Annotated in this window: 27 protein-coding genes; 12 read left to right on the top strand and 15 right to left on the bottom strand. The window is 71.5% G+C overall.

The genetic code is table 11. From position 1 onward, the window contains the following. Positions 1-65 precede the first annotated feature (65 nt). Together ACFYXK_RS32885 and ACFYXK_RS32880 are read left to right on the top strand one after the other, a co-directional pair. Entirely contained in the window at positions 66-380 is a 315-nt protein-coding gene (locus ACFYXK_RS32885) for a PLD nuclease N-terminal domain-containing protein (RefSeq protein WP_389414478.1), read from the top strand. A gap of 69 nt (positions 381-449) precedes the next feature. Continuing rightward, complete coding sequence (locus ACFYXK_RS32880; protein ID WP_389414477.1) at positions 450-974, top strand: hypothetical protein; 525 nt, start codon at positions 450-452, stop codon at positions 972-974. On the opposite strand, the gene ACFYXK_RS32875 is transcribed toward ACFYXK_RS32880, so the two are convergent. From ACFYXK_RS32875 to hemL, 8 genes are all read right to left on the bottom strand, one after another. Beyond that, positions 950-1,453 (bottom strand): SRPBCC domain-containing protein, encoded by a 504-nt coding sequence (locus ACFYXK_RS32875; RefSeq protein WP_389414476.1) that lies wholly within the window; start codon positions 1,451-1,453, stop codon positions 950-952. The two genes, ACFYXK_RS32880 and ACFYXK_RS32875, sit on opposite strands and share 25 nt — an antisense overlap. A 25-nt stretch (positions 1,454-1,478) precedes the next feature. After that, a complete protein-coding gene (gene ccsB, locus ACFYXK_RS32870) occupies positions 1,479-2,573 on the bottom strand; it encodes a c-type cytochrome biogenesis protein CcsB (RefSeq protein WP_389414475.1) in 1,095 nt (364 codons plus the stop codon). Further along, positions 2,570-4,276 (bottom strand): cytochrome c biogenesis protein ResB, encoded by a 1,707-nt coding sequence (locus ACFYXK_RS32865; RefSeq protein WP_389414474.1) that lies wholly within the window; start codon positions 4,274-4,276, stop codon positions 2,570-2,572. The genes ccsB and ACFYXK_RS32865 overlap by 4 nt, the downstream gene beginning before the upstream one ends. Positions 4,277-4,289: 13 nt before the next feature. Beyond that, complete coding sequence (locus ACFYXK_RS32860; protein WP_389414507.1) at positions 4,290-4,997, bottom strand: cytochrome c biogenesis CcdA family protein; 708 nt, start codon at positions 4,995-4,997, stop codon at positions 4,290-4,292. Positions 4,998-5,073: 76 nt separating this feature from the next. Beyond that, entirely contained in the window at positions 5,074-5,670 is a 597-nt protein-coding gene (locus ACFYXK_RS32855; protein ID WP_389414473.1) for a TlpA family protein disulfide reductase, read from the bottom strand. A gap of 82 nt (positions 5,671-5,752) precedes the next feature. Then, positions 5,753-6,976, bottom strand: coding sequence for a hypothetical protein (locus ACFYXK_RS32850; protein WP_389414472.1), 1,224 nt, complete (start codon positions 6,974-6,976; stop codon positions 5,753-5,755). Between the two features lie 74 nt (positions 6,977-7,050). Next, positions 7,051-7,731 carry a histidine phosphatase family protein gene (locus ACFYXK_RS32845; protein ID WP_383514457.1) on the bottom strand — a complete coding sequence of 227 codons (681 nt, stop codon included), beginning with the start codon at positions 7,729-7,731 and terminating at the stop codon, positions 7,051-7,053. Beyond that, complete coding sequence (gene hemL, locus ACFYXK_RS32840; protein ID WP_389414471.1) at positions 7,728-9,062, bottom strand: glutamate-1-semialdehyde 2,1-aminomutase; 1,335 nt, start codon at positions 9,060-9,062, stop codon at positions 7,728-7,730. The genes ACFYXK_RS32845 and hemL overlap by 4 nt, the downstream gene beginning before the upstream one ends. Before the next feature lie 305 nt (positions 9,063-9,367). On the opposite strand from hemL, the gene ACFYXK_RS32835 reads away from it, so the two are divergent. Then, complete coding sequence (locus ACFYXK_RS32835) at positions 9,368-9,805, top strand: hypothetical protein (protein WP_030161262.1); 438 nt, start codon at positions 9,368-9,370, stop codon at positions 9,803-9,805. Between the two features lie 286 nt (positions 9,806-10,091). Here ACFYXK_RS32835 and ACFYXK_RS32830 read toward each other — a convergent pair whose 3' ends face one another. The 3 genes from ACFYXK_RS32830 to ACFYXK_RS32820 all read right to left on the bottom strand — a co-directional run bounded on the left by ACFYXK_RS32830 (position 10,092) and on the right by ACFYXK_RS32820 (position 13,065). Further along, complete coding sequence (locus tag ACFYXK_RS32830; protein WP_389414470.1) at positions 10,092-10,427, bottom strand: hypothetical protein; 336 nt, start codon at positions 10,425-10,427, stop codon at positions 10,092-10,094. Positions 10,428-10,512: 85 nt separating this feature from the next. After that, positions 10,513-11,544 (bottom strand): serine hydrolase domain-containing protein, encoded by a 1,032-nt coding sequence (locus ACFYXK_RS32825; protein ID WP_389414469.1) that lies wholly within the window; start codon positions 11,542-11,544, stop codon positions 10,513-10,515. Positions 11,545-11,637: 93 nt separating this feature from the next. Next, on the bottom strand, positions 11,638-13,065 hold the full coding sequence (locus ACFYXK_RS32820; RefSeq protein ID WP_389414468.1) for an FAD-binding oxidoreductase: 1,428 nt from the start codon (positions 13,063-13,065) through the stop codon (positions 11,638-11,640). Between the two features lie 124 nt (positions 13,066-13,189). Here ACFYXK_RS32820 and ACFYXK_RS32815 point away from each other — a divergent pair, with 124 nt between their 5' ends. The 3 genes from ACFYXK_RS32815 (at position 13,190) to ACFYXK_RS32805 (ending at position 15,297) form a co-directional block, all read left to right on the top strand. Beyond that, a complete protein-coding gene (locus ACFYXK_RS32815; protein ID WP_389414467.1) occupies positions 13,190-14,377 on the top strand; it encodes a TDT family transporter in 1,188 nt (395 codons plus the stop codon). Between the two features lie 101 nt (positions 14,378-14,478). Beyond that, positions 14,479-14,640, top strand: a complete 162-nt coding sequence (locus tag ACFYXK_RS32810) for a hypothetical protein (protein WP_389414466.1) — start codon at positions 14,479-14,481, stop codon at positions 14,638-14,640. Positions 14,641-14,652: 12 nt separating this feature from the next. Then, a complete protein-coding gene (locus tag ACFYXK_RS32805) occupies positions 14,653-15,297 on the top strand; it encodes a disulfide bond formation protein B (RefSeq protein ID WP_389414465.1) in 645 nt (214 codons plus the stop codon). Positions 15,298-15,375: 78 nt separating this feature from the next. Here the strand turns inward: ACFYXK_RS32805 and ACFYXK_RS32800 are convergent, their stop codons facing one another. Then, the gene (locus tag ACFYXK_RS32800; protein WP_389414506.1) at positions 15,376-16,275 is read right to left on the bottom strand and encodes an NADP-dependent oxidoreductase; all 900 of its coding nucleotides are present in this window, start codon (positions 16,273-16,275) and stop codon (positions 15,376-15,378) included. 182 nt (positions 16,276-16,457) lie between these two features. On the opposite strand from ACFYXK_RS32800, the gene ACFYXK_RS32795 reads away from it, so the two are divergent. Continuing rightward, on the top strand, positions 16,458-16,874 hold the full coding sequence (locus ACFYXK_RS32795) for a winged helix-turn-helix transcriptional regulator (RefSeq protein ID WP_389414464.1): 417 nt from the start codon (positions 16,458-16,460) through the stop codon (positions 16,872-16,874). 53 nt (positions 16,875-16,927) lie between these two features. Beyond that, positions 16,928-17,665 carry a Mut7-C RNAse domain-containing protein gene (locus ACFYXK_RS32790; RefSeq protein ID WP_389414463.1) on the top strand — a complete coding sequence of 246 codons (738 nt, stop codon included), beginning with the start codon at positions 16,928-16,930 and terminating at the stop codon, positions 17,663-17,665. Positions 17,666-17,686: 21 nt separating this feature from the next. On the opposite strand, the gene ACFYXK_RS32785 is transcribed toward ACFYXK_RS32790, so the two are convergent. Next, complete coding sequence (locus ACFYXK_RS32785; RefSeq protein WP_389414462.1) at positions 17,687-18,196, bottom strand: hypothetical protein; 510 nt, start codon at positions 18,194-18,196, stop codon at positions 17,687-17,689. A gap of 114 nt (positions 18,197-18,310) precedes the next feature. Between ACFYXK_RS32785 and ACFYXK_RS32780 the strand changes: the two genes are divergently transcribed. Continuing rightward, the gene (locus ACFYXK_RS32780) at positions 18,311-18,646 is read left to right on the top strand and encodes a YnfA family protein (RefSeq protein WP_389414461.1); all 336 of its coding nucleotides are present in this window, start codon (positions 18,311-18,313) and stop codon (positions 18,644-18,646) included. A gap of 63 nt (positions 18,647-18,709) precedes the next feature. Further along, positions 18,710-19,471, top strand: coding sequence for an SDR family NAD(P)-dependent oxidoreductase (locus ACFYXK_RS32775; RefSeq protein WP_389414460.1), 762 nt, complete (start codon positions 18,710-18,712; stop codon positions 19,469-19,471). Here ACFYXK_RS32775 and ACFYXK_RS32770 read toward each other — a convergent pair. After that, a complete protein-coding gene (locus tag ACFYXK_RS32770) occupies positions 19,468-19,773 on the bottom strand; it encodes a polysaccharide deacetylase family protein (protein ID WP_389414459.1) in 306 nt (101 codons plus the stop codon). The two genes, ACFYXK_RS32775 and ACFYXK_RS32770, sit on opposite strands and share 4 nt — an antisense overlap. Before the next feature lie 143 nt (positions 19,774-19,916). Continuing rightward, the gene (locus ACFYXK_RS32765) at positions 19,917-21,110 is read right to left on the bottom strand and encodes an RtcB family protein (RefSeq protein ID WP_389414458.1); all 1,194 of its coding nucleotides are present in this window, start codon (positions 21,108-21,110) and stop codon (positions 19,917-19,919) included. Between the two features lie 192 nt (positions 21,111-21,302). On the opposite strand from ACFYXK_RS32765, the gene ACFYXK_RS32760 reads away from it, so the two are divergent. After that, positions 21,303-22,145 (top strand): DUF3558 domain-containing protein, encoded by an 843-nt coding sequence (locus ACFYXK_RS32760; protein WP_389414457.1) that lies wholly within the window; start codon positions 21,303-21,305, stop codon positions 22,143-22,145. 161 nt (positions 22,146-22,306) lie between these two features. After that, positions 22,307-23,074, top strand: a complete 768-nt coding sequence (locus ACFYXK_RS32755; RefSeq protein ID WP_389414456.1) for a DUF3558 domain-containing protein — start codon at positions 22,307-22,309, stop codon at positions 23,072-23,074. The last annotated feature ends 209 nt before the right edge of the window (positions 23,075-23,283 follow it).

Here is a 23,283-nt window from a genome sequence, read left to right as displayed (position 1 = left end):
GCCTGGGAGTGTCACCGGGGCCCGAGGCGGGTCCCCCGTCACTGCTGGGGAGTCGGTCCCACACCGTGCTGCGCTACCTGCCGTTCCTGCTGATCATCGCGCTGACCATCTACGCCTTCATCGACTGCCTGAACACCCCCGAGGAGGAGGTCAAGCACCTCCCCAAGGTGGTCTGGGTGATCATCATCCTGCTCTTCTCGATCGTCGGGCCGGTGGTGTGGCTGTTCGCCGGCAGGCAGCGCTCCGTGGTCGGCGGCGGCCGGGCGCGCCGGACGCAGTGGGTCGCGCCCGACGACAACCCGGAGTTCCTGCGGTCGCTCGGCGAGGAGCGCGACAAGAACAAGGAGCGGGACGGGGACCGGGACACGGACAAGGACTGAGGGCCGCGCCGCCCGCGTGTGGCGCAGCGCACAATTGAACACGTTCAAGGCGGCTGCAACAATGGGCGGATGCCGGAGAACTGCGGAGGGCCGCGGGTCGTCGACACGATCCTGCGCAATCTGCTCGCGTACGGGGTCGCCGTCGCCGCCCTGCTCACCATGGCCGGCGGCAATCCGCACACCCACCGCGCCGCCCCGGCCGTCTACGACGCGCGCACCGACGAGATCGTCGGCACCTGGCGCTGCGTCGGGGGCACCGAGGTCGTCTTCCGGGCCGACGGGAGCGCCACCGTCACCCTCCTCGACGGGCAGGAGCGGGACTACGACCACGGCTGGCGGCTCTCCGGCGCCGGCACCTGGAAGCTGATCGGCCGCGAGCCCGCCGGCTGGAACTACGGCCAGCACGTCCGCCTCCACCTGCCGGCCCCCGCCTCCGCCGGGGCCAGGGGCGGCGCACCGGACCGGCAGGCCGCGCCCGCACGGTACAGGTGGACCTTCGAGCTGCGCCGCGACCACCGGCAGACCCTCGAGCTGTACTTCTTCTTCGGCGATCCGGGCGCGCGCAGCGCCTACGTCCTGGAGAAGGACGCGTAGGACGAGCGCAGCTCCGCCCAGCGGGCGTCGGTCCACCGGGACCAGTCCGCCGGATGGCCTTGCAGAGCGGATTCCAGCAGCTCGAAGTGGTGGTGCCAGCCGGCCAGGCAGTCGAGGCGGTCCTCGTCCGAGCCGGCCCGCTCGTTCAGGAAGCGGATCACGGTCGAGTCCGTCCCCACCGCCTCCAGGTGGAAGCGGATCCGGCCGTGCTCGCTCACCGTGTACTCCACGACCCGCTCGACGTCCCAGGCCGTGACGTGCCCGGAGACCGTCGTCCCGCCGTTCAGCCAGTGCAGCGTGACGAGCCCGCCGAGCCGGCGTTCCAGGACGTCCGCCGCGGCCAGCCAGCCGCGCAGCCCGTCCGGCGTGGTCAGGGCGGGCCACACGGTCTCGTACGCGCTCGGCACGTGGACCTCGAAGCGCAGCAGCCAGCGGTTCCCGCCGCGGCTCTCACTGGTGGCATGACTCACAGGTGCCATGCCACCAGCGTGCCACTCCCGCGGGTCAGACGCCTGCGTACGAGTGCTTGCCGCTGAGCAGGATGTTCACGCCGTAGTAGTTCCAGATCCAGCAGGCGAAGGCGAAGAGCGCGAGGTACGCGGCCTTGCGGCCCTTCCAGCCGGCGGTGGCGCGGGCGTGCAGGTAGCAGGCGTACGCCACCCAGGTCACGAAGGACCAGACCTCCTTGGGGTCCCAGCCCCAGTAGCGGCCCCAGGCGTCGCCCGCCCAGATGGCGCCCGCGACGATGGTGAACGTCCACAGCGGGAACACGGCCGCGTTGATCCGGTACGAGAACTTGTCGAGCGAGGCGGCCGAGGGCAGCCGCTCCAGCACCGAGGTGGCGAAGCGGCCCGGCTTGCCGCCGCCCGCCAGCTTGGCCTCGTACGAGTCGCGGAAGAGGTAGAGCACCGCGCCGGCCGCACCGATGTAGAAGACCGCGCCGCAGAAGATCGCGGTGGAGACGTGGATCCACAGCCAGTACGAGTGCAGGGCCGGAACCAGCTGGTCGCTGTCGGTGTAGAGCCAGGTGGTGGCGATGCCGAGGTCCAGCAGGACGGTGGTGACCAGGATCAGGCCGAGCCAGCGGACGTTCTTCTTCAGCGCCAGGAGCAGCAGGTAGGCGCCGACGGCGACGGTGGAGAAGGTCACCGAGAACTCGTACATGTTGCCCCAGGGGGCCCGCTGCACGGACATCGCGCGGGCGACCACGCCGGCCGCCTCGATGAGGAAGCCGAGCGCGGTCAGCGACACCGCGATCCGGCCGTACAGATCGCCGTTCTCGGTGCCGCCGGCCGCGCCGGGGCCGTCCGGGACGTCTCGGCTGCCGGCGGCGGAGCGGGTGATCACCTTCGGCTTGTCGAGGACGGCCGTGCCCCCCTTGCCGCGCACCTGGACGGCGGGGCCGCCGGAGGCCCCGGCCCCGGCGGTCTTGGTGCCGGTCAGCGCCGCGGCCGTACGGCCGACCTTGCTGCGGCTGCCGAAGGTCCACTCGGCGATGTGGGCGAAGAAGGCGAGCGTGTAGACCGCCATCGACGAATAGACCAGGTAGTTGCTGATCTGCGCCAAATTCTCGTTGACTTCGGCTGCGAGCGGCGTCATCCGCGCTCCCCTTCGACAGTGTCCTTGACAGGTTGGTCGGGCGCCGTGGGCGCCTGCTGGTGGAGGGCGGCGGCGAGCTGCCCCAGCTCCTCGGGGAGCTTGGCCGACTCGCTGCGGCCGAGACCCGCCATCTCGACGACGGTCACGCCGTCCTTGCCGGTCACCGCGCGCACCCAGACCCGGCGGCGCTGGATGAACAGCGACGCGGCCAGGCCGCCGATCGCGGCGATCGCGCCCGAGAGGGCGAGGCCGCTGCCGGGCTGCCGGGTGATCGAGAAGGTGGCCCAGCGCTCGACGCCCTCGAACTTCACGGTGCCCGCGCCGTTCGGCAGCTCCATCGCCTCGCCGGGCAGCAGCCGCTTCTTGAACAGCTGCCCGTCGGCGTCCTTGAACTCCTGCATCTTGGAGGTGTTCAGCTGGTACACGTTCTGCGGCAGGCCCGCGTCCACGCCCAGGCTGCCGTGGTAGGCGCTCAGCGCGAGGACCGGGAACTTCAGGTCCGGGAACTGGGAGAGCATCGTGCCCTTGCCCTCACCGGCGAAGGTCGGCACGAACATGGCGTTGAAGCCGAGCTGCTCCTTCTTGCCGTCCTTGTCGCTGTAGCCGTCCGGGACCTTCACCGCGCCGGAGGAGCTGAGGTTCGCGTCGAAGGGCAGCATCGGCACGGCGTCCTTGAAGACCACCTTGCCGGTCGGGTCGGTCACCGAGACGATCGGCGCGTAGCCGTGGCCGAGCAGGTAGACCTTGGACCCGTCGACCTCCAAGGGCTTGTTGACCTGGATCTCGCGCTTCTGCGGTGCGCCGTCCGCGCCGTCGCTGAAGGTGACGTACGCCTTGAAGTCGCGCGCCGTGCCCTTCTGCGGGCCGCTCTCCTCGTACGTGGCGTCGAACCTGTCGAGCGTGAAGGAGAAGGGCGCCAGGTCGTCGGGGCTGAAGAAGCTGCCGTACTTGAAGTCGTCGTACTGGGTGAGCGTGTTCGCGAAGCCCTTGCCGCGCAGCACGAGCTTGCCGCCCTCGGACTTGAACAGCTGCCCCCAGGCGAAGGCGACCAGCATCACGATCAGGGCGATGTGGAAGACCAGGTTCCCGGCCTCGCGGAGGTAGCCCTTCTCGGCGGCGACGGAGGCCGCGCCGGCCTCGGTGCGGAAACGGCGCCCGCCGAGGACCGACTTCGCGTGTGCGAGCACCTCGTCGGGGGACTTCTCCGTACGCCACGTCGCGTACGCGGGCAGCCGGTCCAGCCGCCTGGGGGCGCCGGGCGGGCGGCCGGTGAGCTGGCCGACGAACTGCCAGCTGCGCGGCACGATGCAGCCGATCAGCGAGATGAACAGCAGCAGGTAGATCGCGGAGAACCACACCGAGCTGTAGACGTCGAAGAGCTGGAGCTTCTCGGCGACCGGGACCCAGAAGGAGTGGTCCTTCTTCCACTGGGCCACCTTCATCGCGTCGACCTGGTTCTGCGGGACGAGCGAGCCGGGGATGGAGCCCAGGGAGAGCAGGAAGAGGAGGATCAGCGCCACCCGCATGGAGGTGAGCTGCCGCCAGAACCAGCGGATCCAGCCGATCACGCCGATGCCGACGGGACCGCCGGTGTCCTCCGCGGGGGCGGTGGACAACTGCGCGGCCGCGGCCGTTTCGCTTGCGTCCGGGGCGTCCTCGGACGGGTTCGGCGCCTCGGTGGACGCCTTGTCTGTCGTACTCATGTCCGTGTAGTCCTCAGATCCCCACCGTGAAGCCTTGGGTCCAAATGCGCATGTCGTCGACGATGCCGGCCCACAGACCCGTGACGAGCAGCAGGCCGGTCAGGACGAGCATGCCGCCGCCGATCCGCATCACCCATGCATAGTGCTGCTTCACCCAGCCGAAAGCACCGAGCGCCTTGCGGAAGGCGAGCGCGGCGAGGATGAAGGGCAGCCCCAGGCCCAGACAGTAGGCGACGGTCAGCAGCGCGCCGCGGCCGGCGCTGGCCTGGTCGAGGGAGAGCGTGCTGACCGCGGCGAGGGTCGGGCCCATGCAGGGGGTCCAGCCGACGCCGAAGAGCACGCCGAGCAGCGGCGCGCCGATCAGGCCCGCGGTCGGCTTCCTGTGGAAGCGGAACTCCCGCATCGTCAGACCCGGGATCAGCCCCATGAAGAAGAAGCCGAGGACGATCACCAGACCGCCCAGCACCCGGGAGATGATCTCCCGGTTCGCCTGGAGCGTCCCGCCGAAGTACCCGAAGAGCGCGCCGGTGGAGACGAACACGGCCGTGAAGCCGACGATGAACAGGCTCGCGCCGGCCAGCATCCGGCCGCGCCGGGCCTCGGCGAGGTCGGCCCCGCTGATGCCGGTGACGTACGAGAGGTAGCCGGGGACCAGCGGGAGCACGCAGGGCGAGAAGAACGAGACGAGGCCGGCGAGGACCGAGATGGGCAGTGCCAGCATCAGGGCGCCGTCGAGGACCGTCGTGTTCAGGCCGGTCGGCTCGGCGGCCAGGGTGAGGAGCTCGGGGACCACGAGGTCACTGCTCCGCGAGAACGGGGTCGATCATGGAGCGCAGCTGCTCGTCGTTGATCGCGACGAGGGTGCGGGCGGCGATCTTGCCCTCCTTGTCGAGGACGATCGTGGAGGGGATGGCCTGCGGGTTCAACGTGCCCGCGGGGAAGCGGAGCATCAGCTTCCCGTCCGGGTCGTACAGGCTCGGGTAGGTGATCCCGAAGTTCTCCTCGAACGCGACGGCGTTCTGCTTGCTGTTGTCGCGGGTGTTGATGCCGACGAAGGCGACGTCCTTGCCGCCGTCGGCGAGCTCCTTGGAGACGCTCGCGAAGTACTTGGCCTCGTTGCGGCACGGCGGGCACCAGGAGCCCCACACGTTGAGGACGACGACCTTGCCCTTGAGGCTGGTGACGTCGAGGGTCTTGCCGTCGACGGTCTCGCCGTCGAGCTTGGGCGCCTCGGTGCGCGAGCCCTTGGCGACGGTGGAGATGCCGGCGGCGCCGGTCACGTAGTTGCCGCCGGCGGAACCGTTCGGCTTGCCGCCGCCGTCGCTGCACGCCGACAGGGTCACGGCGCTCGCGAGGGTCACCGCGGTGAGCAGGAGAGCACGGCCAATTCTCATGTGAAAAGTTTCGCATGAGCGATTTGCGGATCTTTCCCGCCCCCCGGAGGCGGGCTGAGCCGCTGGTCAGCCGGTCGGCCGGTCAGGCGGCGGAGAGGTACGCGCCCCAGCCGCCGGCCGGCGACTGCCCCGGGGCCAGCTCCTGGAGCCGGGCGAGCAGCTTGGGGTCCTGGACGTCGAGCCAGTCGGCGAACTGCCGGAAGGAGACCAGCCGTACGTCCTTTTTGTCCGACATGCCCTTGAGGGCTTCCTCGACGGCGTCCATGTAGATGCCGCCGTTCCATTCCTCGAAGTGGTTGCCGATGAAGAGCGGCGCACGGTTCGTCTCGTATGCGCGCCGGAAGCCCCCGAGGTAGGTGCCGGTGGCCTGGGTGCGCCAGGCCGGGTAGTTGGAGGGCATGCCCCGGGTGGTGTTCTTCGACTGGTTGGCGAGGATGTTGTAGTCCATCGACAGCACCTCGAAGGAGTGCCCGGGGAACGGCATGGACTGCAGCGGCAGGTCCCAGATGCCCGACTTCCTGCCCGGCCACACCTGGAGGCCGCCGGGCGAGGAGGCGTCGTAGCGCCAGCCGAGCTTCTGCGCGACCGGCAGCAGGCCGTCCCGGCCGAGGAGACAGGGGGTCCGGCCGCCGACCAGCTCCTTGCGGTAGTCGAAGGGCAGGGGCTCGAGGTCGGTGAAGCCGGTGTTGGTGCGCCAGTTGGTGACGAAGGCCACGGCCTGGTCGATCTCGCTCTGCCAGTCGTCCGGGGTCCAGTGGGCCACGGAGCCGGGGCCGGCGCAGAAGTGGCCGTTGAAGTGGGTCCCGACCTCGTGGCCGTCGAGCCACGCCTCGCGGACGCACTTCAGGGTGTTGCGGACGTTCTCGTCCTTGAGGTAGCCGATGTCGGAGGCCCCGGCCGGATTGTTCGGCGGCTTGTAGAGGTCCTTCTTCGACTCGGGCAGGAGGTAGATGCCCGAGAGGAAGAACGTCATGGCCGCGCCGTGGTCCCTGGCGAGCTTGAGGAAGCGCGGGAAGAGCCCGTTGCCGATCTCCCCCGCGCCGTCCCAGCTGAACACCACGAACTGCGGCGGGGTCTCGCCCGGCTGGAGCGGCACGGGCTTGTCCGGCTGGTGGGGCTGCGGCCCGGAGTCGGCGGTGGAGCCGTCACCGATCGGCCGGACCGCGGCCGCGGACCCGGACGGGCCGGAGCCGCCGGGACGGGCCGGGCGGCCGTCGGCGCCGCAGCCGACGACCCCGGCCGCCACCGCGGCTGCGCCGAGCCCGAGGAGTCCCCTTCGGGTGAAGTCGCGCTTCGCTTCGCTCATGAATAGTCACATAAACGGACTTTTCAATGAAGTCGAGGCTCGGCGCGGCGATCCGACAGGACTTGTATGAACTTTTAGGCGCCGAAAGCCTTCGACTTGCCCTTCACCGGCTTCGCCCCCGCGAGCAGATGCGCCGGGACCAGGTCCCGGGCCGGCTCGCTGTAGCCCACCGACACCAGCCGGTCGCCCTGGTACGTGAACGACGTGAGCGAGGCCAGCGTGCACTGCCGGCGCCGCGGGTCGTGCCACAGCCGGCGCTTCTCCGCGAAGCTGCGCACGATCCAGATCGGCAGCTGGTGGCTGACCGCCACCGCCTCGTGGCCGCGGGCCGCATCGCGCGCCGCCTCGATGGCGCTCGTCATCCGGACGACCTGCTCCACGTACGGCTCGCCCCAGGACGGCTTGAACGGGTTCGTCAGGTGCTTCCAGTTGGCGGGCTTGCGCAGCGCGCCGTCCCCGACACCGAAGGTCTTGCCCTCGAAGACGTTCTCCGCCTCCAGCAGCCGCGCGTCCGTCGCCACGTCCAGGCCGTGCCCCTTGGCGACCGGCGCCGCCGTCTCCTGCGCCCGCTCCAGCGGGGAGGAGACCACGTACGTGATGTCACGGTTCTGCAGGTGCTCGGCGACGCGCTCGGCCATCTCCCGGCCCAGCTCGGAGAGGTGGTAGCCGGAACGGCGCCCGTAGAGCACCCCGTCCGGGTTGTGCACCTCGCCGTGCCGCATCAGGTGGACGACGGTGATCTCGCTGCTGCTCATGCGGTCCCCTCCGGGGTGGCCTGCGCGGCGGCGCGGGCTGCGGCGGGCAGCGCCGCCGCGATGCGCTCGACCGCCTGCTCGTCGTGGGCGGTGGAGACGAACCACGACTCGAAGGCCGACGGCGGCAGGTACACGCCCTGCGACAGCATCGAGTGGAAGAAACCGTTGAAGCGGAAGGACTCCTGCTTCTTGGCGTCGTCGTAGTTCTTCACCTCGTCCTCGGTGAAGAAGACGGAGAACATGTTGGACGCGGTCTGCAGCCGGTGCGCCACGCCCTCCTTGGCGAGCGCGTCCGTGACCAGGCCCTGGATCTGCGCCGACACCGCGTCGACCTTCTCGTACGCGGCCCCGTCGAGCAGCCGCAGCTGCGCGAGGCCGGCGGCGGTGGCGACCGGGTTACCGGAGAGCGTGCCCGCCTGGTAGACCGGGCCCGCCGGGGCCAGGTACCCCATCACGTCGGCGCGGCCGCCGAACGCCGCGGCCGGGAAGCCGCCGCCCATGACCTTGCCGAAGGTCATCAGGTCGGGCTTGACCCCGTCGACGCCGTACCAGCCGGCGCGCGAGGTGCGGAAACCGGTCATGACCTCGTCGGAGATGTACAGCGCGCCGTTCTCGCGGCACAGGTCGGCGAGCCCCTGGTTGAACCCCTCGGCCGGGGTCACGACGCCCATGTTGCCGGGCGCCGCCTCGGTGATCACGCAGGCGATCTCGCCGGGGTGCGCGGCGAACGCCGCCCGTACCGAATCCAGATCGTTGTACGGCAGCACGATCGTGTCGCCGGCCTGCGCGCCCGTCACCCCGGGGGTGTCCGGCAGCGCGAACGTTGCCAAACCGGAACCGGCAGCGGCCAGCAGCGCGTCCACGTGACCGTGGTAGCAGCCGGCGAACTTCACGACCTTGGCCCGGCCCGTGAAGCCGCGCGCCAGCCGGATCGCCGACATGGTCGCCTCGGTGCCCGAGGACACCAGGCGCACCTGCTCGACGGGCTCGATGCGCTCCACGATCTCCTCGGCGAGCGCGACCTCGCCCTCACCGGGCGTGCCGAACGAGGTGCCGCGGGCGACGGCGGCCTGGATGGCCTCCACCACGGCCGGGTGGGCGTGGCCGAGAATCATCGGTCCCCACGAGCAGACCAGATCGACGTACTCGCGGCCGTCGGCATCGGTCAGGTACGGACCGGTACCGGACACCATGAACCTGGGCGTTCCACCCACGGCGCGGAAGGCGCGCACGGGAGAGTTCACGCCGCCAGGCGTCACGAGGGACGCGCGGTCAAAGAGAGTCTGCGAGACTTTGGCTTCATACGGGTACGGGTAGCTCACACCAGCCATGGTCTCATCAGGCCGCGACTGACTTGCGGACGGGCGTTTCACCGCGCCGCCCCTGGGGAGGTCACTGCCATGATGATCAGGCTGCGTGGCGGGGGCCGCGGGGCCGGGGCAGGCAAGACCAGTCGGGTGGAGATATGCAACGCGGTGGTGGACCGGGCGAGGGTACGGACGGCCTCGACCCGCAGCGCGCCCGCGAGGCGCGCGAAGCCCGCCGACGGGGCAAGCACCGGCGCCGGGCAGCGGACGCGGCCGATCCGGTACCCGGGCCCCTCGAGGACCCGGACGGCCTGCCCAAGGGCCGCGGCATGGGCGTGACGTACAAGTACTTCGGCGCGCCCGACGGCGCGACGGCCGCCCGGGTCCCGGTCACGATGCGGCCGGAGGAGCTCGGCGGCGACGAGCTCGGCATGGGCGGCCTGTTCACCAAGATCAAGCCGGAGACGGTGGCCGCGATGGTCCTGACCGGCATCGAGGGCATACCCCTGCACAAGGTGCCCCCGCTGGAGCTGGTCGTCCTCCACCCCGACTACGCGGTGGTCAAGCTCCCGATGACGGTGGTCGACCCGCTGCGCGGCATCGGCGAGGAGTCGGTCGGCGCCGCGGCGTTCATCTGGTCCACGGTCCCGGACCGCGGCGGCCCGCGCGACGCCTTCAACGTCTACCAGCTGCTCCACGAGTGGCAGGACTTCAGCCACCGCCTGCACGAGGCGGGCCACCAGCCGTACTGCCTGGTCTGGCCCTGACCCGGTCTTTCGTCCAGCTTGTCCGGCCCTCTGCAGGGGCTGCCCGACCTCGCTCCACACTCGCCCCTCAAGCGGCCAGGGCACATTGAAGCCACACGGCTGAGGAATGTGCCCCGGCTGCGCCTCGCGCCTCGGCGCCGTCGTCCGCGAAGGCCGCGCCGATCGCCGTCCGCGTCCGCGCCTCGCTCTCGGACAGCAGGTGCGTGTAGGTACGCCCGCCTCCTCGTCCACGAAGAGGAGCCGGAACGCATCTGGCCAGGGCTACCGGGCAAGAAGACGGGTCAAGCTAATCCCCGTCACCAAGGGCTACGGGTTCGTCACAAGGAACGATCGCTTCCCAGTCCTTCACGGAGTCTCCCGTGAGAAGAAATTCACTCAGGTACATATCCGTCTCGTCGCGCAAATCCTCCTCCTTTGGCCATAGGGATTCACACTCCGGACACATGAAGAAGATCTGACCAGAATCCTTACGCTTGTAGCATCGAACCCAATCCTGGCCGCAATGAACGCACGCCACCTTCTCCATCAATTCCAACTCCTCGAAAAAGCGCCGGGACACATCCTGCGCCAGGCTGCCTTGGGATGTCTGCCGTCCGGCCGGACGGGTGTCGCCCCAGGTCAAGTCCGTGCGATCGACGTGCGATCCGTCGTCCGTCAAGTGACCCGGGCCCGACCGACCCGAGCCGTTCCGGCGTCGCCTTCCGCGGTCAGCCGGTCGCGAGGGTCTTGAGGGCGTGCTCGCGCAGCGGGGCGATACGGATGCGCGAGGCGGCGCCGTTGTGGACGGCGTTGGTGGCGATCACCACGTACCGGCCGGTGGCGGGCGCGAGGTGGAGGCTCGTACCGGTGAAACCGTGGTGGTAGGCCACCGTGCCTCCCGCGGCGAGGATCCAGCCCAGGCCGCGCTGCAGGCCGGGCTCGATCTCGGCCTGCGGGACGAGGCTTGACCGCAGCCACCGGCCCAGCGGGCTCGCGTCTCCGGCGAGCAGGTGCTCGGCGTACGTGGCGAGGTCGGCGGCCGGTGCGAAGACCCCGGCGTGGCCGGCGACGCCGCCCATGACGGCCGCGTTCTCGTCGTGGACGGCACCCCAGAGCCGGTCGTGGCCGTCGTGCCGCTCGGTCGGCGCGACCCGGGGCGACTGCTCGACCGGCCCGTACGCGGTGTCCGCCATGCCCAGCTCGGCCCACAGGACGGCGGCGAGCTCGTCCAGCGGCTGCCGGTGGACGTGGGCGAGCGCGAGGCCGAGGAGGATGTAGCCGCGGTTGATGTAGCGGTGGGTGCCCGGCATGTTCTCCATGAGCTCACGGCAGATCAGCTCGTGCAGGGGCCGCTCGGTCAGGTCGTAGAGGTCGAACCGGGTGGCGGCCCGCAGGCCGGAGGTGTGCGAGAGCAGCTGGCGCACGGTGGCCTGCGCGCTGGGCATCGTCCCGTCCATGACCGGCAGGAACTCCCGTACCGGGCTGTCGAGGTCGAGCAGACCCGCATCGACGGCACGGCCCACGAGCGGCCAGGTGGCGGTGACCTTCGTCAGCGACGCGACGTCGTAGACGGTGCTCGCGTCGGGAGTGCCCGGACCCGTGAACGGGGAGACGACACCGGCCGACCGGACGGTGCGCTCCCCGGCCGCCGTACCGCAGACGACGACCCCGCCCGGGGTCGCGCCGTCGGCGACGGTCTCGCGCAGCGCGTCGTGCAGTGCACTGGTCTCGGCGGTCGTGAACGGTACGGCCTGGTTCATCTGTGCCTCCGGCTCGGTGGTGGCCCCTGCTCTCCCCACCCAGCCTGGCCATGGCGCCGCACGAGTGCCCGTAGCCGCGCCGGAGCGCTCCGGCTAGGCGGCGGCGGCCCGGGCCGCCGGCGGGATGTTCTGGTTGAGCCGGAACACGTTCCCCGGGTCCCACTCGGCCTTCAGCGCCCGCAGCCGGTCCAGCTTCCGCTCCCGCGCACCGTAGGCCTGGCGGATCCGCTGCTCGCCCTCGTCCATCAGGAAGTTCACGTACACGCCCGCGTGGTACGGCTCCAGCGCGGACCAGAACTCCCGGACCCACCGGCACTCCTCGGCGAAGCCCTCCGCGCTCTCCCGGATCCCGTTGATGTTGAGCATGTGGCCCAGCCCGCGCCCGCCGGCCGCCGTGTCGTCCTCGCCGACCCGGGCCACCGCACCGCCCAGCTGGAACAGCGGGAACCCGCTCTGCGGCGAGGCGATCCGCGCCGCGTACTCGGCCATCGTCTCCACGACCCCGTCGGCGAGCCGGTCGAGGCCGCAGCCCCGGAAGTAGTACCACCAGCCGTGCGGGAACGACGGGTCGAACATCGCCTGGTGCGCCAGGTACGGCTTGGGCCGGCACAGGTCGAGCAGCGGCCGCCCGAACTCCCGCATCGGCCTCATCACTTCCTCACCGGCCTCCACCTCCCCCACCCAGCAGCCGATCACCATCACCACGCGCCTGCCGTGCAGCTCCGGCGGGATCGCCGCGAGCGGCGGGACCCTGCGGTGGACCACGATCGTCGTCAGCTCGTCGGGCACCTGCGCGATCCACTCCCGGTAGCGGCCCAGCACCTGCACCGCATCCTCCACCGGCCACATCACCGGCCCGGCGAGCACGGTCGGGCCGACCGGGTTCAGCCGGAACGTGAACTCCGTGACGATCCCGAAATTGCCGCCCGCCCCGCGCATCCCCCAGAACAGCTCCGGCTCGTGCGAGGCACTCGCCGTGATCCGGTCCCCGCCCGCCGTGACCAGGTCCACCGACAGCAGCTGGTCCACGCTCAGCCCGTACTTGCGGCTCAGCCAGCCGATCCCGCCGCCCAGGGTGAGCCCCGCGACCCCCGTGTGCGTCACGATCCCCGACGGCACCGCAAGCCCGAACGGCTGCGTCGCCGCGTCGAGCTCCCCGAGCAGCACCCCCGCCTGGACCCGGACCGTACGGGCCTCGGGGTCCACCCGGACCTCCTTCATCCCCGACAGGTCGATCACCACGCCGCCGTCGCAGACCGAATGCCCGGGGAAGCTGTGCCCTCCGCTGCGCACCGCGACCGGCGCACCCGTCTCCACCGCCCACTTCAGCGCCGCCACCACATCGGCCGAACCGGTGCAGGGCGCGATCAGGGCGGGATGCCGGTCGATCGAACCGTTCCAGATCCGCCTGCGCTCCTCGTACGGGGCGTCCCCGGCCCGCACCAGGCTCCCCCGGAAGGAACGCGCCAGCTCGTGGTACGCGGAGTCGTCCAGCCGGACCGGCGCAGTCGAGGTACCCATGCGACACTCCCGGCGGCTCGTCGCCGCTCTCCCCCGAGTGTTCCACCGCGGCGGCGGACGGGCCACCGTAGACCGCTTGCGCCCACTGTTTGCGGAGGTCACCGCCCCGGGTCACGGTGGGCACATGGCCGCGCCACCCCCACCGCCCACCGCCGCCCCCAGCCTGATCCGGCACCTCGGCCCCAACTGGTACGCCGCCGTGATGGGGACCGCCATCGTCGCCAACGCGGGCGTCGCCCTGCCCGTGCACGTCCGCGGACTGCACACGTTCAGCCTCGTCTTCTGGGCCCTGTCCGCGGTCATGCTGGCCCTCCTGCTCACCAGCCGCGCCTTCCACTGGGCCCGCCACGCCGACCAGGCCCGGGCCCATCTGCTCGACCCGGCCGTCGCCCCCTTCTACGGCTGCCTGTCCATGGCCCTGCTCGCCGTCGGCGGCGGCACGCTGCTCGTCGGCAAGGACGTGATCGGCCTCCACGCCGCCGTGGTCACCGACTGGGTCCTGTTCGTCGCCGGGACGGCCATCGGACTGCTCGCCGCCGTCGCCATCCCGTACCTGATGGTCGAGGGCCACCGGCTCCGCCCCGGCAGCGCCTCACCCGTCTGGCTGCTCCCCGTCGTCGCCCCGATGGTCGCCGCCGCCCTCGGCCCGCTGCTGGTCCCGCACCTGCCCCCCGGCCAGTGGCAGCGCGCCCTGCTGCTCGGCTGCTACACCCTGTTCGGACTGAGCATGGTGGCCACGCTGGTGCTGCTCCCCATCGTCTTCGGGCGGATGGTGACCGGTCCGCGGCTGCCGCTCGCCCTGACGCCGACGCTCTTCCTCGTCCTCGGCCCGCTGGGGCAGTCGGTGACCGCCGCCGGCAAATTCGCCGACGCCGCCCCGGGGGTGGTGCAGCCCCCGTACGCCGAGGGCTTCCGGATGCTCGCCGTGATCTACGGGGTGCCGGTGATGGGGTTCGCGCTGCTCTGGTTCGCGTTCGCCTGCGCGATGCTCGTCCGGGCCCGGCGCCTCGGCATGCGCTTCTCGCTGACCTGGTGGGCCCTGACCTTCCCGGTGGGCACCTGCGTCACCGGGGCGGAGGGGCTGGCCCAGCACACGGGCCTCGACGTGTACCGCTGGCTCGCCGCCTTCCTGTACGCATGCCTCCTGGCGGCCTGGGCGACCGCCGCGTCCCTCACCCTGCGCGGGCTGTTCACGGGGGCGTTCGTTCCGGCGGCCGGGGCGGCCGGCGAACCGGCGGCCGAACCGGCGGCCGACCCGGTGGCCGAACCGGCTGCCGAGCGGGCCGCCGAGCCGGCCGCCGACCGCCCATAAAGCGGGGTTATGGGCCCATAGCGCCGCTGCCGCTACCGGCGAGGAACCCCCGGGCAGAGGGTGGAACCAGAAAGAGTTCCCCCCGATGAAGCTGGGACACCATGTACACCCTCCTCTTCCTCCTCATCTTCCTGTGCGTCATGGCAGTGCTCAGGGACTGCCCGGCCAGGATCCGGGTGCCGCTGTGGGCGGGAACGCTGATCGCCTCCGTGATCGCCTTCCTCCCCCACGCCGTCGACCACACCTTCCACATCGCCCTCTGAGGAGAAGAGCCCATGACCACCACCTCGACCCCCCGGCCCACCTCGGCCGGGCCCGTCTCGGGCCCCGGGCGCGCCTCGGCCTCGAACCGCCTGGGCCTCTGGTTCGCCCACGCCTACGTCATCGGCCTCTGCGGCACCCTGGCCGGCGCGTACTTCTTCCAGTTCGGGCTGTGGGAGTACCCCTGCCCCATGTGCCTGCTCCAGCGGATGTTCTTCCTGCTCAGCGCGCTGGGCCCGGCCTGGATCATCGCCCGCTCCCGCAAGGGCGCGGTCACCGCCGGGGAATGGGCCTCCGGCTGGGGCTGGGCCATCGTCGCCGCACTCGCCGGCAGCACCGTCTCCGCCACCCAGGTCCTGATGCACATCGTGCCCCCGGACCCCGGCTACGCCGGCGCCCTGTTCGGCCTGCACCTCTACACCTGGGCCCTGATCACCTTCCTGGCCGCCGCCGTCGCCGCCGCAGCCGCGCTGTTCCTGACCCCCCGGACCCAGCCCCTCGACGCGGGCCTCACCTCCCCCGCGCTGCGCCGGGCGGGCCCCGTCACCTCGGCGGTGCTGCTCGCCTTCGCCGCGAGCAACCTGGTCGCCTGCTTCTTCCTCCAGGGCTTCGCCTGGCAGATGCCCGGCGACCCCACCGGCTACGCCCTGTTCCACTAGGCCGTACCTCCGGGCCCTCCCGGACTCCCGGTCCTCCCGCCGGTCCCCGCGGCCGGCGGGAGGACCGGCGGCGCGCCGTCAGGAGGCCGTCAGGACCAGGCGGCCGCGGGTGCCCGGCTCCGCCAGGCGGGTGTGGGCCTTCACCGCGTCCGCCAGCGGGACCGCCTGCGCGACCCGCAGGGTCAGGGCGCCGGCGTCCACCAGACCCACCAGCTCCGCCAAGTGCGCGCCGTCCGCGGCGACCTCCTGCTCCACCACCCGGATCCCCCGCTCCGCGGCCGGGCCGGCGTGCGGCCGCAGGCCCACGTAGACCCCGCCGTCACGGATGAAGTCCAGCGCCGGCTCCCCCAGCACGGCCGCGTCCACGACCCCGTCCACCGGCTCGGCCGGAGCCGAGTCCCGCGGGACGAACGCCGTCGCGCCCAGCGACCGTACGAACTCCTCGTCCGACTCCCCCGCCAGGGCCGTCACCACCAGCCCGGCCCGTGCCGCGAGCTGCACCGCGAGCCCGCCGACCACGCCTGCGGCCCCGGTCACCAGTACCGAGGAGCCCGGAGCCAGCCCCAGCAGCCCGACCGCCCGTGCGGCGGTCAGCCCGCTCAGCGGGAGCGAGGCCGCCGCCACGGCGTCCACGGTGACCGGTGCGGCCGCCACCGCCGAGGCGTCGAGCACCGCGTACTCCGCGTGCGTGCCCAGCGGCTTGACCGGCCCGTAGTGCAGACCGACCACCTGCTGCCCCACCGACCAGCCCGTGACCCCGGCGCCGACCGCGTCGATCTCGCCCGCCACGTCCCAGCCGAGCCCGAGCCGCGTACCGGCGCCGCCGAAGACACCGACGCGGACCGCGCCGTCCACCGGGTTGACCCCGGCCGCCGCCACGCGGATCCGGACCTGGCCGGCCTCCGGCTGCGGGATCGGCACCCGCACGATCTCCACCTGCTCCGGCCCGCCGAAGGCGTTCACGACGGCCGCCTGCATGGTCCGTACGTTCTGCGTGTTCTCGCTCATGGTGTCTCCCCGATCCGGTTTCGTGCGCTCGTTGCTGCGCTGGTGCGTTGCCGCGTTGCTGCGTTCCGCTGAGCACTAACCTAGGGAGAGGTACTCTCCTTTCGTAAGTACGCACTTGGAGGTGCGTACCCGACCCGGAAGTGGGGCACCCGATGGCCACCCGTACCGCCGCCGCCCGCCGCGAAGAGGCCCGTTACGCCTACGACGCGTTCCTCAAGGAGTGCCCCACCAGCCAACTCCTCGCCCGCATCAGCGACAAATGGGTCGGCCTCATCGTCGCCGCCCTCGCCCAGGCCGAGGACAACTCCATGCGCTACAGCGACCTCGGCCGCAAGATCCCCGGCGTCAGCCAGAAGATGCTCACCCAGACCCTGCGCTCCCTCGAACGCGACGGCCTCGTCACCCGCGCCGTCACCCCCACCGTCCCCGTCCGCGTCGACTACCGCCTCACCGGACTCGGCAGCAGCCTCGCCTGCCTCCTCACCTCCGTGAAGCAGTGGGCCGAGAACCACTTCGACGAGGTCGACGCCCACCGCACCGCCTACGACAGCAGCGCCGCCACCCCGTGATCCGGCCGCGTAATTCGGCCGCGCCGCCGCGGCCCCGATGGCATGCTGACAGCGTGAACGGACCCGGCATTCAGCTCACCCTCGCCCCCGAACTACGCCTGTTCGCCCCGCCCAGCCGGCGGGCCGAACGCGTACCGACCGCCACCGACGGCGCCTCGAGCCTCGGCCACGTCGTCGAATCGGCCGGCGTACCGCTCACCGAGGTCGGCCGGCTCCTGGTCGACGGCAACGAGGTGCCCGTCTCGTACGTGCCCAGCGCCGGGCAGTCCGTCGAGGTCTTCGGCGTCGAGCGACCCCAGCACATCCCCGGCGCGCCGCTGCGCTTCCTCCTCGACGTCCACCTCGGCACCCTCGCCCGCCGCCTGCGCCTGCTCGGCGTGGACGCCGCGTACGAGAACGAGGACATCGGCGACCCCGCCCTCGCCACGCGCTCCGCCGCCGAGCAGCGCGTCCTGCTCTCCCGCGACCGCGGGCTGCTGCGCCGCCGCGAGCTCTTCGCCGGCGCGTACGTCTACAGCGACAACCCCGACGAGCAACTGCGCGACGTCCTCGGCCGGTTCGCCCCCGCCCTCACTCCCTGGACCCGCTGCACCGCCTGCAACGGGCCCCTGCGCAGCGCCGACAAGGACAGCGTCGGCGACCGCCTCGAGAGCGGCACGCACCGTTCGTACGACGTCTTCGCCCAGTGCACGGCGTGCGAGCGCGTCTACTGGCGCGGCGCCCACCACGCCCGCCTGGAGCGGATCGTCAGCGAGGCCGTGGAAGAGTTCGGCGGCGTGGCCACCCCGTAGCCGGGCGGCCCCGCCCCCGGCTCAGAACGCGTAGGAGTCGCCCGTGTCCAGCGCCAGCACCGCGTGCTGGTTGTTGGACAGGTCCCGGTCGGACGCCCCGCCGTTCCACCACGTGTCGATCCGGACCACCACCTCGGGCACCCGCTCCTTCAGCTCCAGCAGCAGCCCGACGTGCCGGCCCCGCCCGTGCAGCGGCAGCGCGCCCGTCTCGCACACCACCTCGCGCAGCCCGGCCCGCGCGCAGCCCTCCGCCAGCTCCTGCCGGTCCGCGAGCTCCGCCGACAACCGGACCCGCAGCGTCGCGTTCGGCAGCGCCGCCGGCCCCTCGTTCTGCGGCACCACCCACACCCGCAGCTGCCCCTGCGACAGGGACACCCGCCCGTGGTAGGCCACGTCCGCCTCGGGCCCGCTCCACGCCTCGGCGCTCCCGGACCACCCCGGAACCCCGGGCAGCCCGGACACCCCGAGCACCAGCAAGCCCGCCAACACCACACTCCGTACGGCACCACGGCGCACCGCCACCACCTCCACGCGCGGAGGCTAGCCAGCACCGCCCCCGTCCGGTCGGACCATCACACGAACGAGGGCGAGCCCTCGCCCAACCGGCGGGCGGCGGTCCGGGCACGCCTGCGTAGGCTTCGGGCCATGCTGATCGCCCGCTCCGGCGCCCTGTTCGCCCTCGCCGCCCTCCTCGAGATCGGCGGGGCATGGCTCGTCTGGCAGGGCGTCCGCGAGCACAGGGGCTGGGCCTGGATCGGCGCCGGCGTCATCGCCCTCGGCCTCTACGGCTTCGTCGCCACCCTCCAGCCCCAGGGTGACTTCGCCCGCGTCCTCGCCGCGTACGGCGGAGTCTTCGTCGCCGGCTCCCTCGTCTGGGGCATGGCCGCCGACGGCTACCGCCCCGACCGCTGGGACATCGCCGGCGCCCTCGTCTGCCTCGCCGGCATGGCGGTGATCATGTACGCGCCGCGCGGGCGCTGACCCCCGCCTATGCTGGCGGATATTCGCCCATACGAACGACCGAACGCCCGAGGAGCCCCGCACATGAGCACGGCCACCCGAACCGCCGTAGTCACCGGCGCGAGCAGCGGCATCGGCGCGGCCACCGCCCGGCAGCTCGCCGACGCCGGCTACCACGTCGTCCTCACGGCCCGCCGCAAGGACCGCATCGAAGCCCTCGCCGCGGAACTCACGGCAGCCGGCCACTCCGCCGCGGCCCACGCCCTCGACGTCACCGACCGGCCCGCCGTCGACGCCTTCGCGGCCTCCCTCGACCGCTGCGACGTCCTCGTCAACAACGCCGGCGGCGCCATCGGAGCCGAGCCCGTCGCCACCGGCGACCCCGCCGACTGGCGCACGATGTACGAGGTCAACGTCATCGGCACGCTCAACCTCACCCAGGCCCTCCTCCCCGCCCTCGTCGCCTCGGGCGACGGCACGGTCGTGGTCCTGTCCTCCACCGCCGGCCACTCCACGTATGAGGGCGGCGCCGGCTACGTCGCCGCCAAGAACGGCGCCCGCGTGCTGGCCGAGACCCTCCGCCTGGAGATCGTCGGCCAGCCCGTCCGCGTCATCGAGATCGCCCCGGGCATGGTGAAGACCGAGGAATTCGCCAAGACCCGCTTCCGCGGCGACGCGGAGAAGGCCGAGAAGGTCTACGCGGGCGTCGCGGCCCCCCTCACCGCCGACGACGTGGCCGACACCGTCACCTGGGCCGTGACCCGCCCCAGCCACGTCAACATCGACCTCCTGGTGGTCCGCCCCCGCGCCCAGGCCTCGAACACGAAGGTCCACCGCGACCTCTAGACGATTCCCGCCGCCCTCAGATGCGGCATGAGGGCCGCCGGCTCCAGCCCGGCGGCCTTCGCCGCACCCAGGGCCCGCTCCAGATCCGCGGCCGGCGTCGGCGTCGGCGTGAAGTGCAGCAGCCCGATGTCCCCGGCCTCGAGCTGCGGAGTCGGCGGCGTCCCGCTCCAGGTCGTGAAGTCGTACGTCCACGTGACCAGCGCCTTCACCCCGCACGCCTTGGCCGCGGCCCGCACCTCGTCGTCCACGGCCCCGTACGGCGGCCGCAGCAGCCTCGGCTCCCGCCCGAAGGCGGCCGCCAACCGGTCCCCCTCCCCGACTACCTCGGGGTGAGCGTCGAGCTGTCGGTGGACGTGCTGCTCGACTGACCGGTCGACACGGAGGAGCCCGGACCGATCACGATCGGCCCGGGCTCCTCCATTCCCCCGACAACTGCACCCTGGGCTCAGCCCTTGATGCAGATGACCTGCTTGAGCTTGGCCACGACCTCGACGAGGTCCGTCTGCTGGTCGATGACCTGCTCGATCGACTTGTACGCACCGGGGATCTCGTCGACGACGCCCGCGTCCTTGCGGCACTCCACGCCCTTGGTCTGCTCCGCCAGGTCCCGCGCCGAGAAGCGCTTCTTCGCCGCCGTCCGGCTCATCTTCCGGCCCGCGCCGTGCGAGGCGGAGTTGAACGACTTCTCGTTGCCGAGGCCCTTCACGATGTACGAGCCCGTCCCCATGGAGCCCGGGATGATCCCGTGGTCACCGCTGCCGGCGCGGATCGCGCCCTTGCGGGTGACCAGCAGGTCCATGCCGTCGTACCGCTCCTCCGCCACGTAGTTGTGGTGGCAGCTGATCTCGCGGTCGAAGGAGACCTTCGCCTTGCGGAACTCCTTGCGCACGACCTCCTTGAAGAGGCTCATCATCGCCGCGCGGTTGTACTTGGCGTACTCCTGCGCCCAGAAGAGGTCGTTGCGGTACGCCTCCATCTCCGGGGTCGCGGACAGGAACACCGCCAGGTCCCGGTCGACCAGGTTCTGGTTGTGGTCCAGGCTGCGGGCCACGCCGATGTGGTGCGCGGCGAGCTCGTTGCCGATGTTCCGGGATCCGGAGTGCAGCATCAGCCAGACCGAACCCGACTCATCGAGACAGAACTCGATGAAGTGGTTGCCGCTTCCGAGCGTTCCGATCTGCTTCGCGGCACGTTCCCGGCGGAACTTGACCGCGTCAGTGAGGTGGTCGAAGCGCGCCCAGAGGTCCTCGTACCCCGCCTCCGAGAAGCCGTACAGCCGCGACGGGTCCACTGCCTCCTTGTGGAGGCCCATGCCCACCGGGATCGCCTGCTCGATCTTCGAGCGGAGCTTGGACAGGTCCCCCGGGAGGTCGTTCGCCGTCAGGGACGTCTTGACCGCCGACATGCCGCAGCCGATGTCCACCCCCACCGCCGCCGGACACACCGCGTCCTTCATGGCGATCACCGAGCCGACCGTGGCGCCCTTGCCGTAGTGGACGTCCGGCATGACCGCCAGGCCCTTGATCCACGGAAGGGTGGCGACGTTGTGCAACTGCTGCATCGCGCCGGCCTCGACCGACGCCGGGTCGGTCCACATCCGGATCGGGACCTTCGCTCCCGGTACCTCTACATACGACATAAGACGTCAATCCCCTGAGAAGCATAGAAAATTCGTTATACGCAAAAAGCCTCGCTCTTAGCCCCAAATCAGACAGGGGACCGGCGCCAGCACCAGCGTGTGCGATAGACATTGTGTTCATCCGCGTCCAAAGCGCGGCAACGTATTTTCCTGACCGCCGGGCCGCCGGCCGGTCGAAGGGAGCCAGTGGACGTGCAGCGCAAGGCGGTACGGCGACGAGTCCTGCCGGGCATCGCGATGCTGACCGCACTCGTGGCCGGCCTGACCGGCCTGACCGGGTGCACCAGCGGCAACGGCGTCGGGGACGACACCGACTCCAAGGCGGGAGACAGCAGCCCCGCACCGGCGCCGGCCGGCAAGTACCGCAGCCTGCCCGCGCCGTGCAGGGCCGCCGACGGCAAGCGCCTCAAGGCCATGCTCCCGGCCGCGGACAGCCTCACCGACGAGCAGCGCGCGCAGTTGTACGCCGGCAGCGCGGACACCTCGTACGACGGCGACCGGCACGTCGGCTGCCGCTGGACGGCGCAGACGCCCGGGGAGACCCGGCTGCTGTCGGTCGGCTTCGAGCGCGTGGTCTCGTACGACCGGACCCTCATGAGCGACGACGACAAGGCGCGACAGGTGTACGTGCGCCGGCTGACGGACGCGCACCTGCCCTTCCCCGGCCCCACGCAGACTCCCGGCACGAGCACCAGCCCCGCGCCCGGCACCCCGCCGGCCGCGAGCGCTCCCCCGCCGGCCGGGCAGTCGCCGTCCCCCGGTGCCGGCACCCCCTCCGCGCCGCCGCCCGAGCTCGGCTCCCGTGTCATCGAGGGGCTCGGGACCGAGGCGTTCCTCGAGGACAAGCTGAGCGCGGCCGGTGCCAGCGCGGCGCAGGCGCGGACCGTGCGGATTGTGTTCCGCACCTCGAACGTCATCGTCACCGTCGAGTACAGCGTGCAGCCCGCGCTGTCCGGCACGGTCCCGGCGAGCGCCGAAACCCAGGACAAGGCACGGCAGTTGGCGCAGGCCCTCGTCGAGCGTTTCAACGAGTGAGAAGTCGGCGCGGAGCGGGCGCGGGGGGCTCGGCGTGACGGCGCGCACAGCAGGCGCGCGCCGGATCGGGCTACCGTTGCTCGGGTCCCGCGCCCGCACCACGCCTGCACCACGCCCGCACCGCGTCCACAGAACGCGCCCCACAACGTACTGAAGGAACCATGCACCGATCAGCCTCGCGCCTCACTCGCGTTCTCGCCTGCGCAGCCGTCCCGGTGATCCTCACCGTCGCCGGCTGTTCGTCCGACTCGGGCAAGGACTCGGGGTCGGGCGGCGACAAGAAGCCCGGCGCGTCCTCGTCCGCCAAGCCGAGCGGCAAGGCGTCGGCCGCGCTGGAGAAGGCGGCGTTCGCGACGCTGCCCGACCCGTGCAAGTCGATAGCGACGAAGACCGTCGAGACCCTCGTCCCGGAGGCGAAGGACAAGAACGGCACCGCGACCAAGTCGAACGACCTGACCGCCCGCGCCAGCTGCTCCTGGAACGGCCTGGACGAGGACGGCCTGAAGGGCTCGCAGTACCGCTGGCTGTCGATCTCCCTGGTCCGCTACGAGTCGCACGCCTCGCTCGGCGGCGCGAACAAGCGCGCCGAGGAGCAGTTCGCCAAGCAGGTCGAGACCGCGAAGGCGGCCGAGGGCGCGCACGACGTGAAGGTCGAGCAGGCGGGCGGCATCGGCGACCAGGCGTCGTCGGTCGTGTACGGAGTGAAGAAGGACGTGGACTTCTTCAACACGACGATCGTGGCGCGCACGCAGAACGTCGTGATCACGCTCGACTACAACGGTGCGGCGTACGAGGGTGCCGGGGCTCCGGATCAGGCCAAGCTGCTCGAGAACGCGATCGCGGCGGCGAAGGAAGCGGTGGCTTCGGTCGGCACCGCCAACCAGCAGCAGAAGCAGCCTGAGCAGCAGGCTTCTCCCTCCGCGCAGTAGGCGGTGGCGGATCCGGGCGGCTTAACAGGAGGCTGACATTCAGTCACCTGTGCAGTCACCCGTACGCTGTGCCTGCCGTAGCTCGACAAGGGGAGGGGATCGCGGGTGGCCGCGATGCAGCTGACTCGTACGCACCGGATACTCATCGGCGTCGTGGTCGCAGGAGCCGTGGTCATCGCGGGGATCGGTTTCGCGGGCTCGTACGCCGC

This window comes from Streptomyces sp. NPDC002209 (genome assembly GCF_042890265.1).
Classification (GTDB): Bacteria; Actinomycetota; Actinomycetes; order Streptomycetales; family Streptomycetaceae; genus Streptomyces.
Note: the sequence above shows the minus strand (reverse complement) of the source record. Positions and strands in the feature narration are given on the sequence as shown.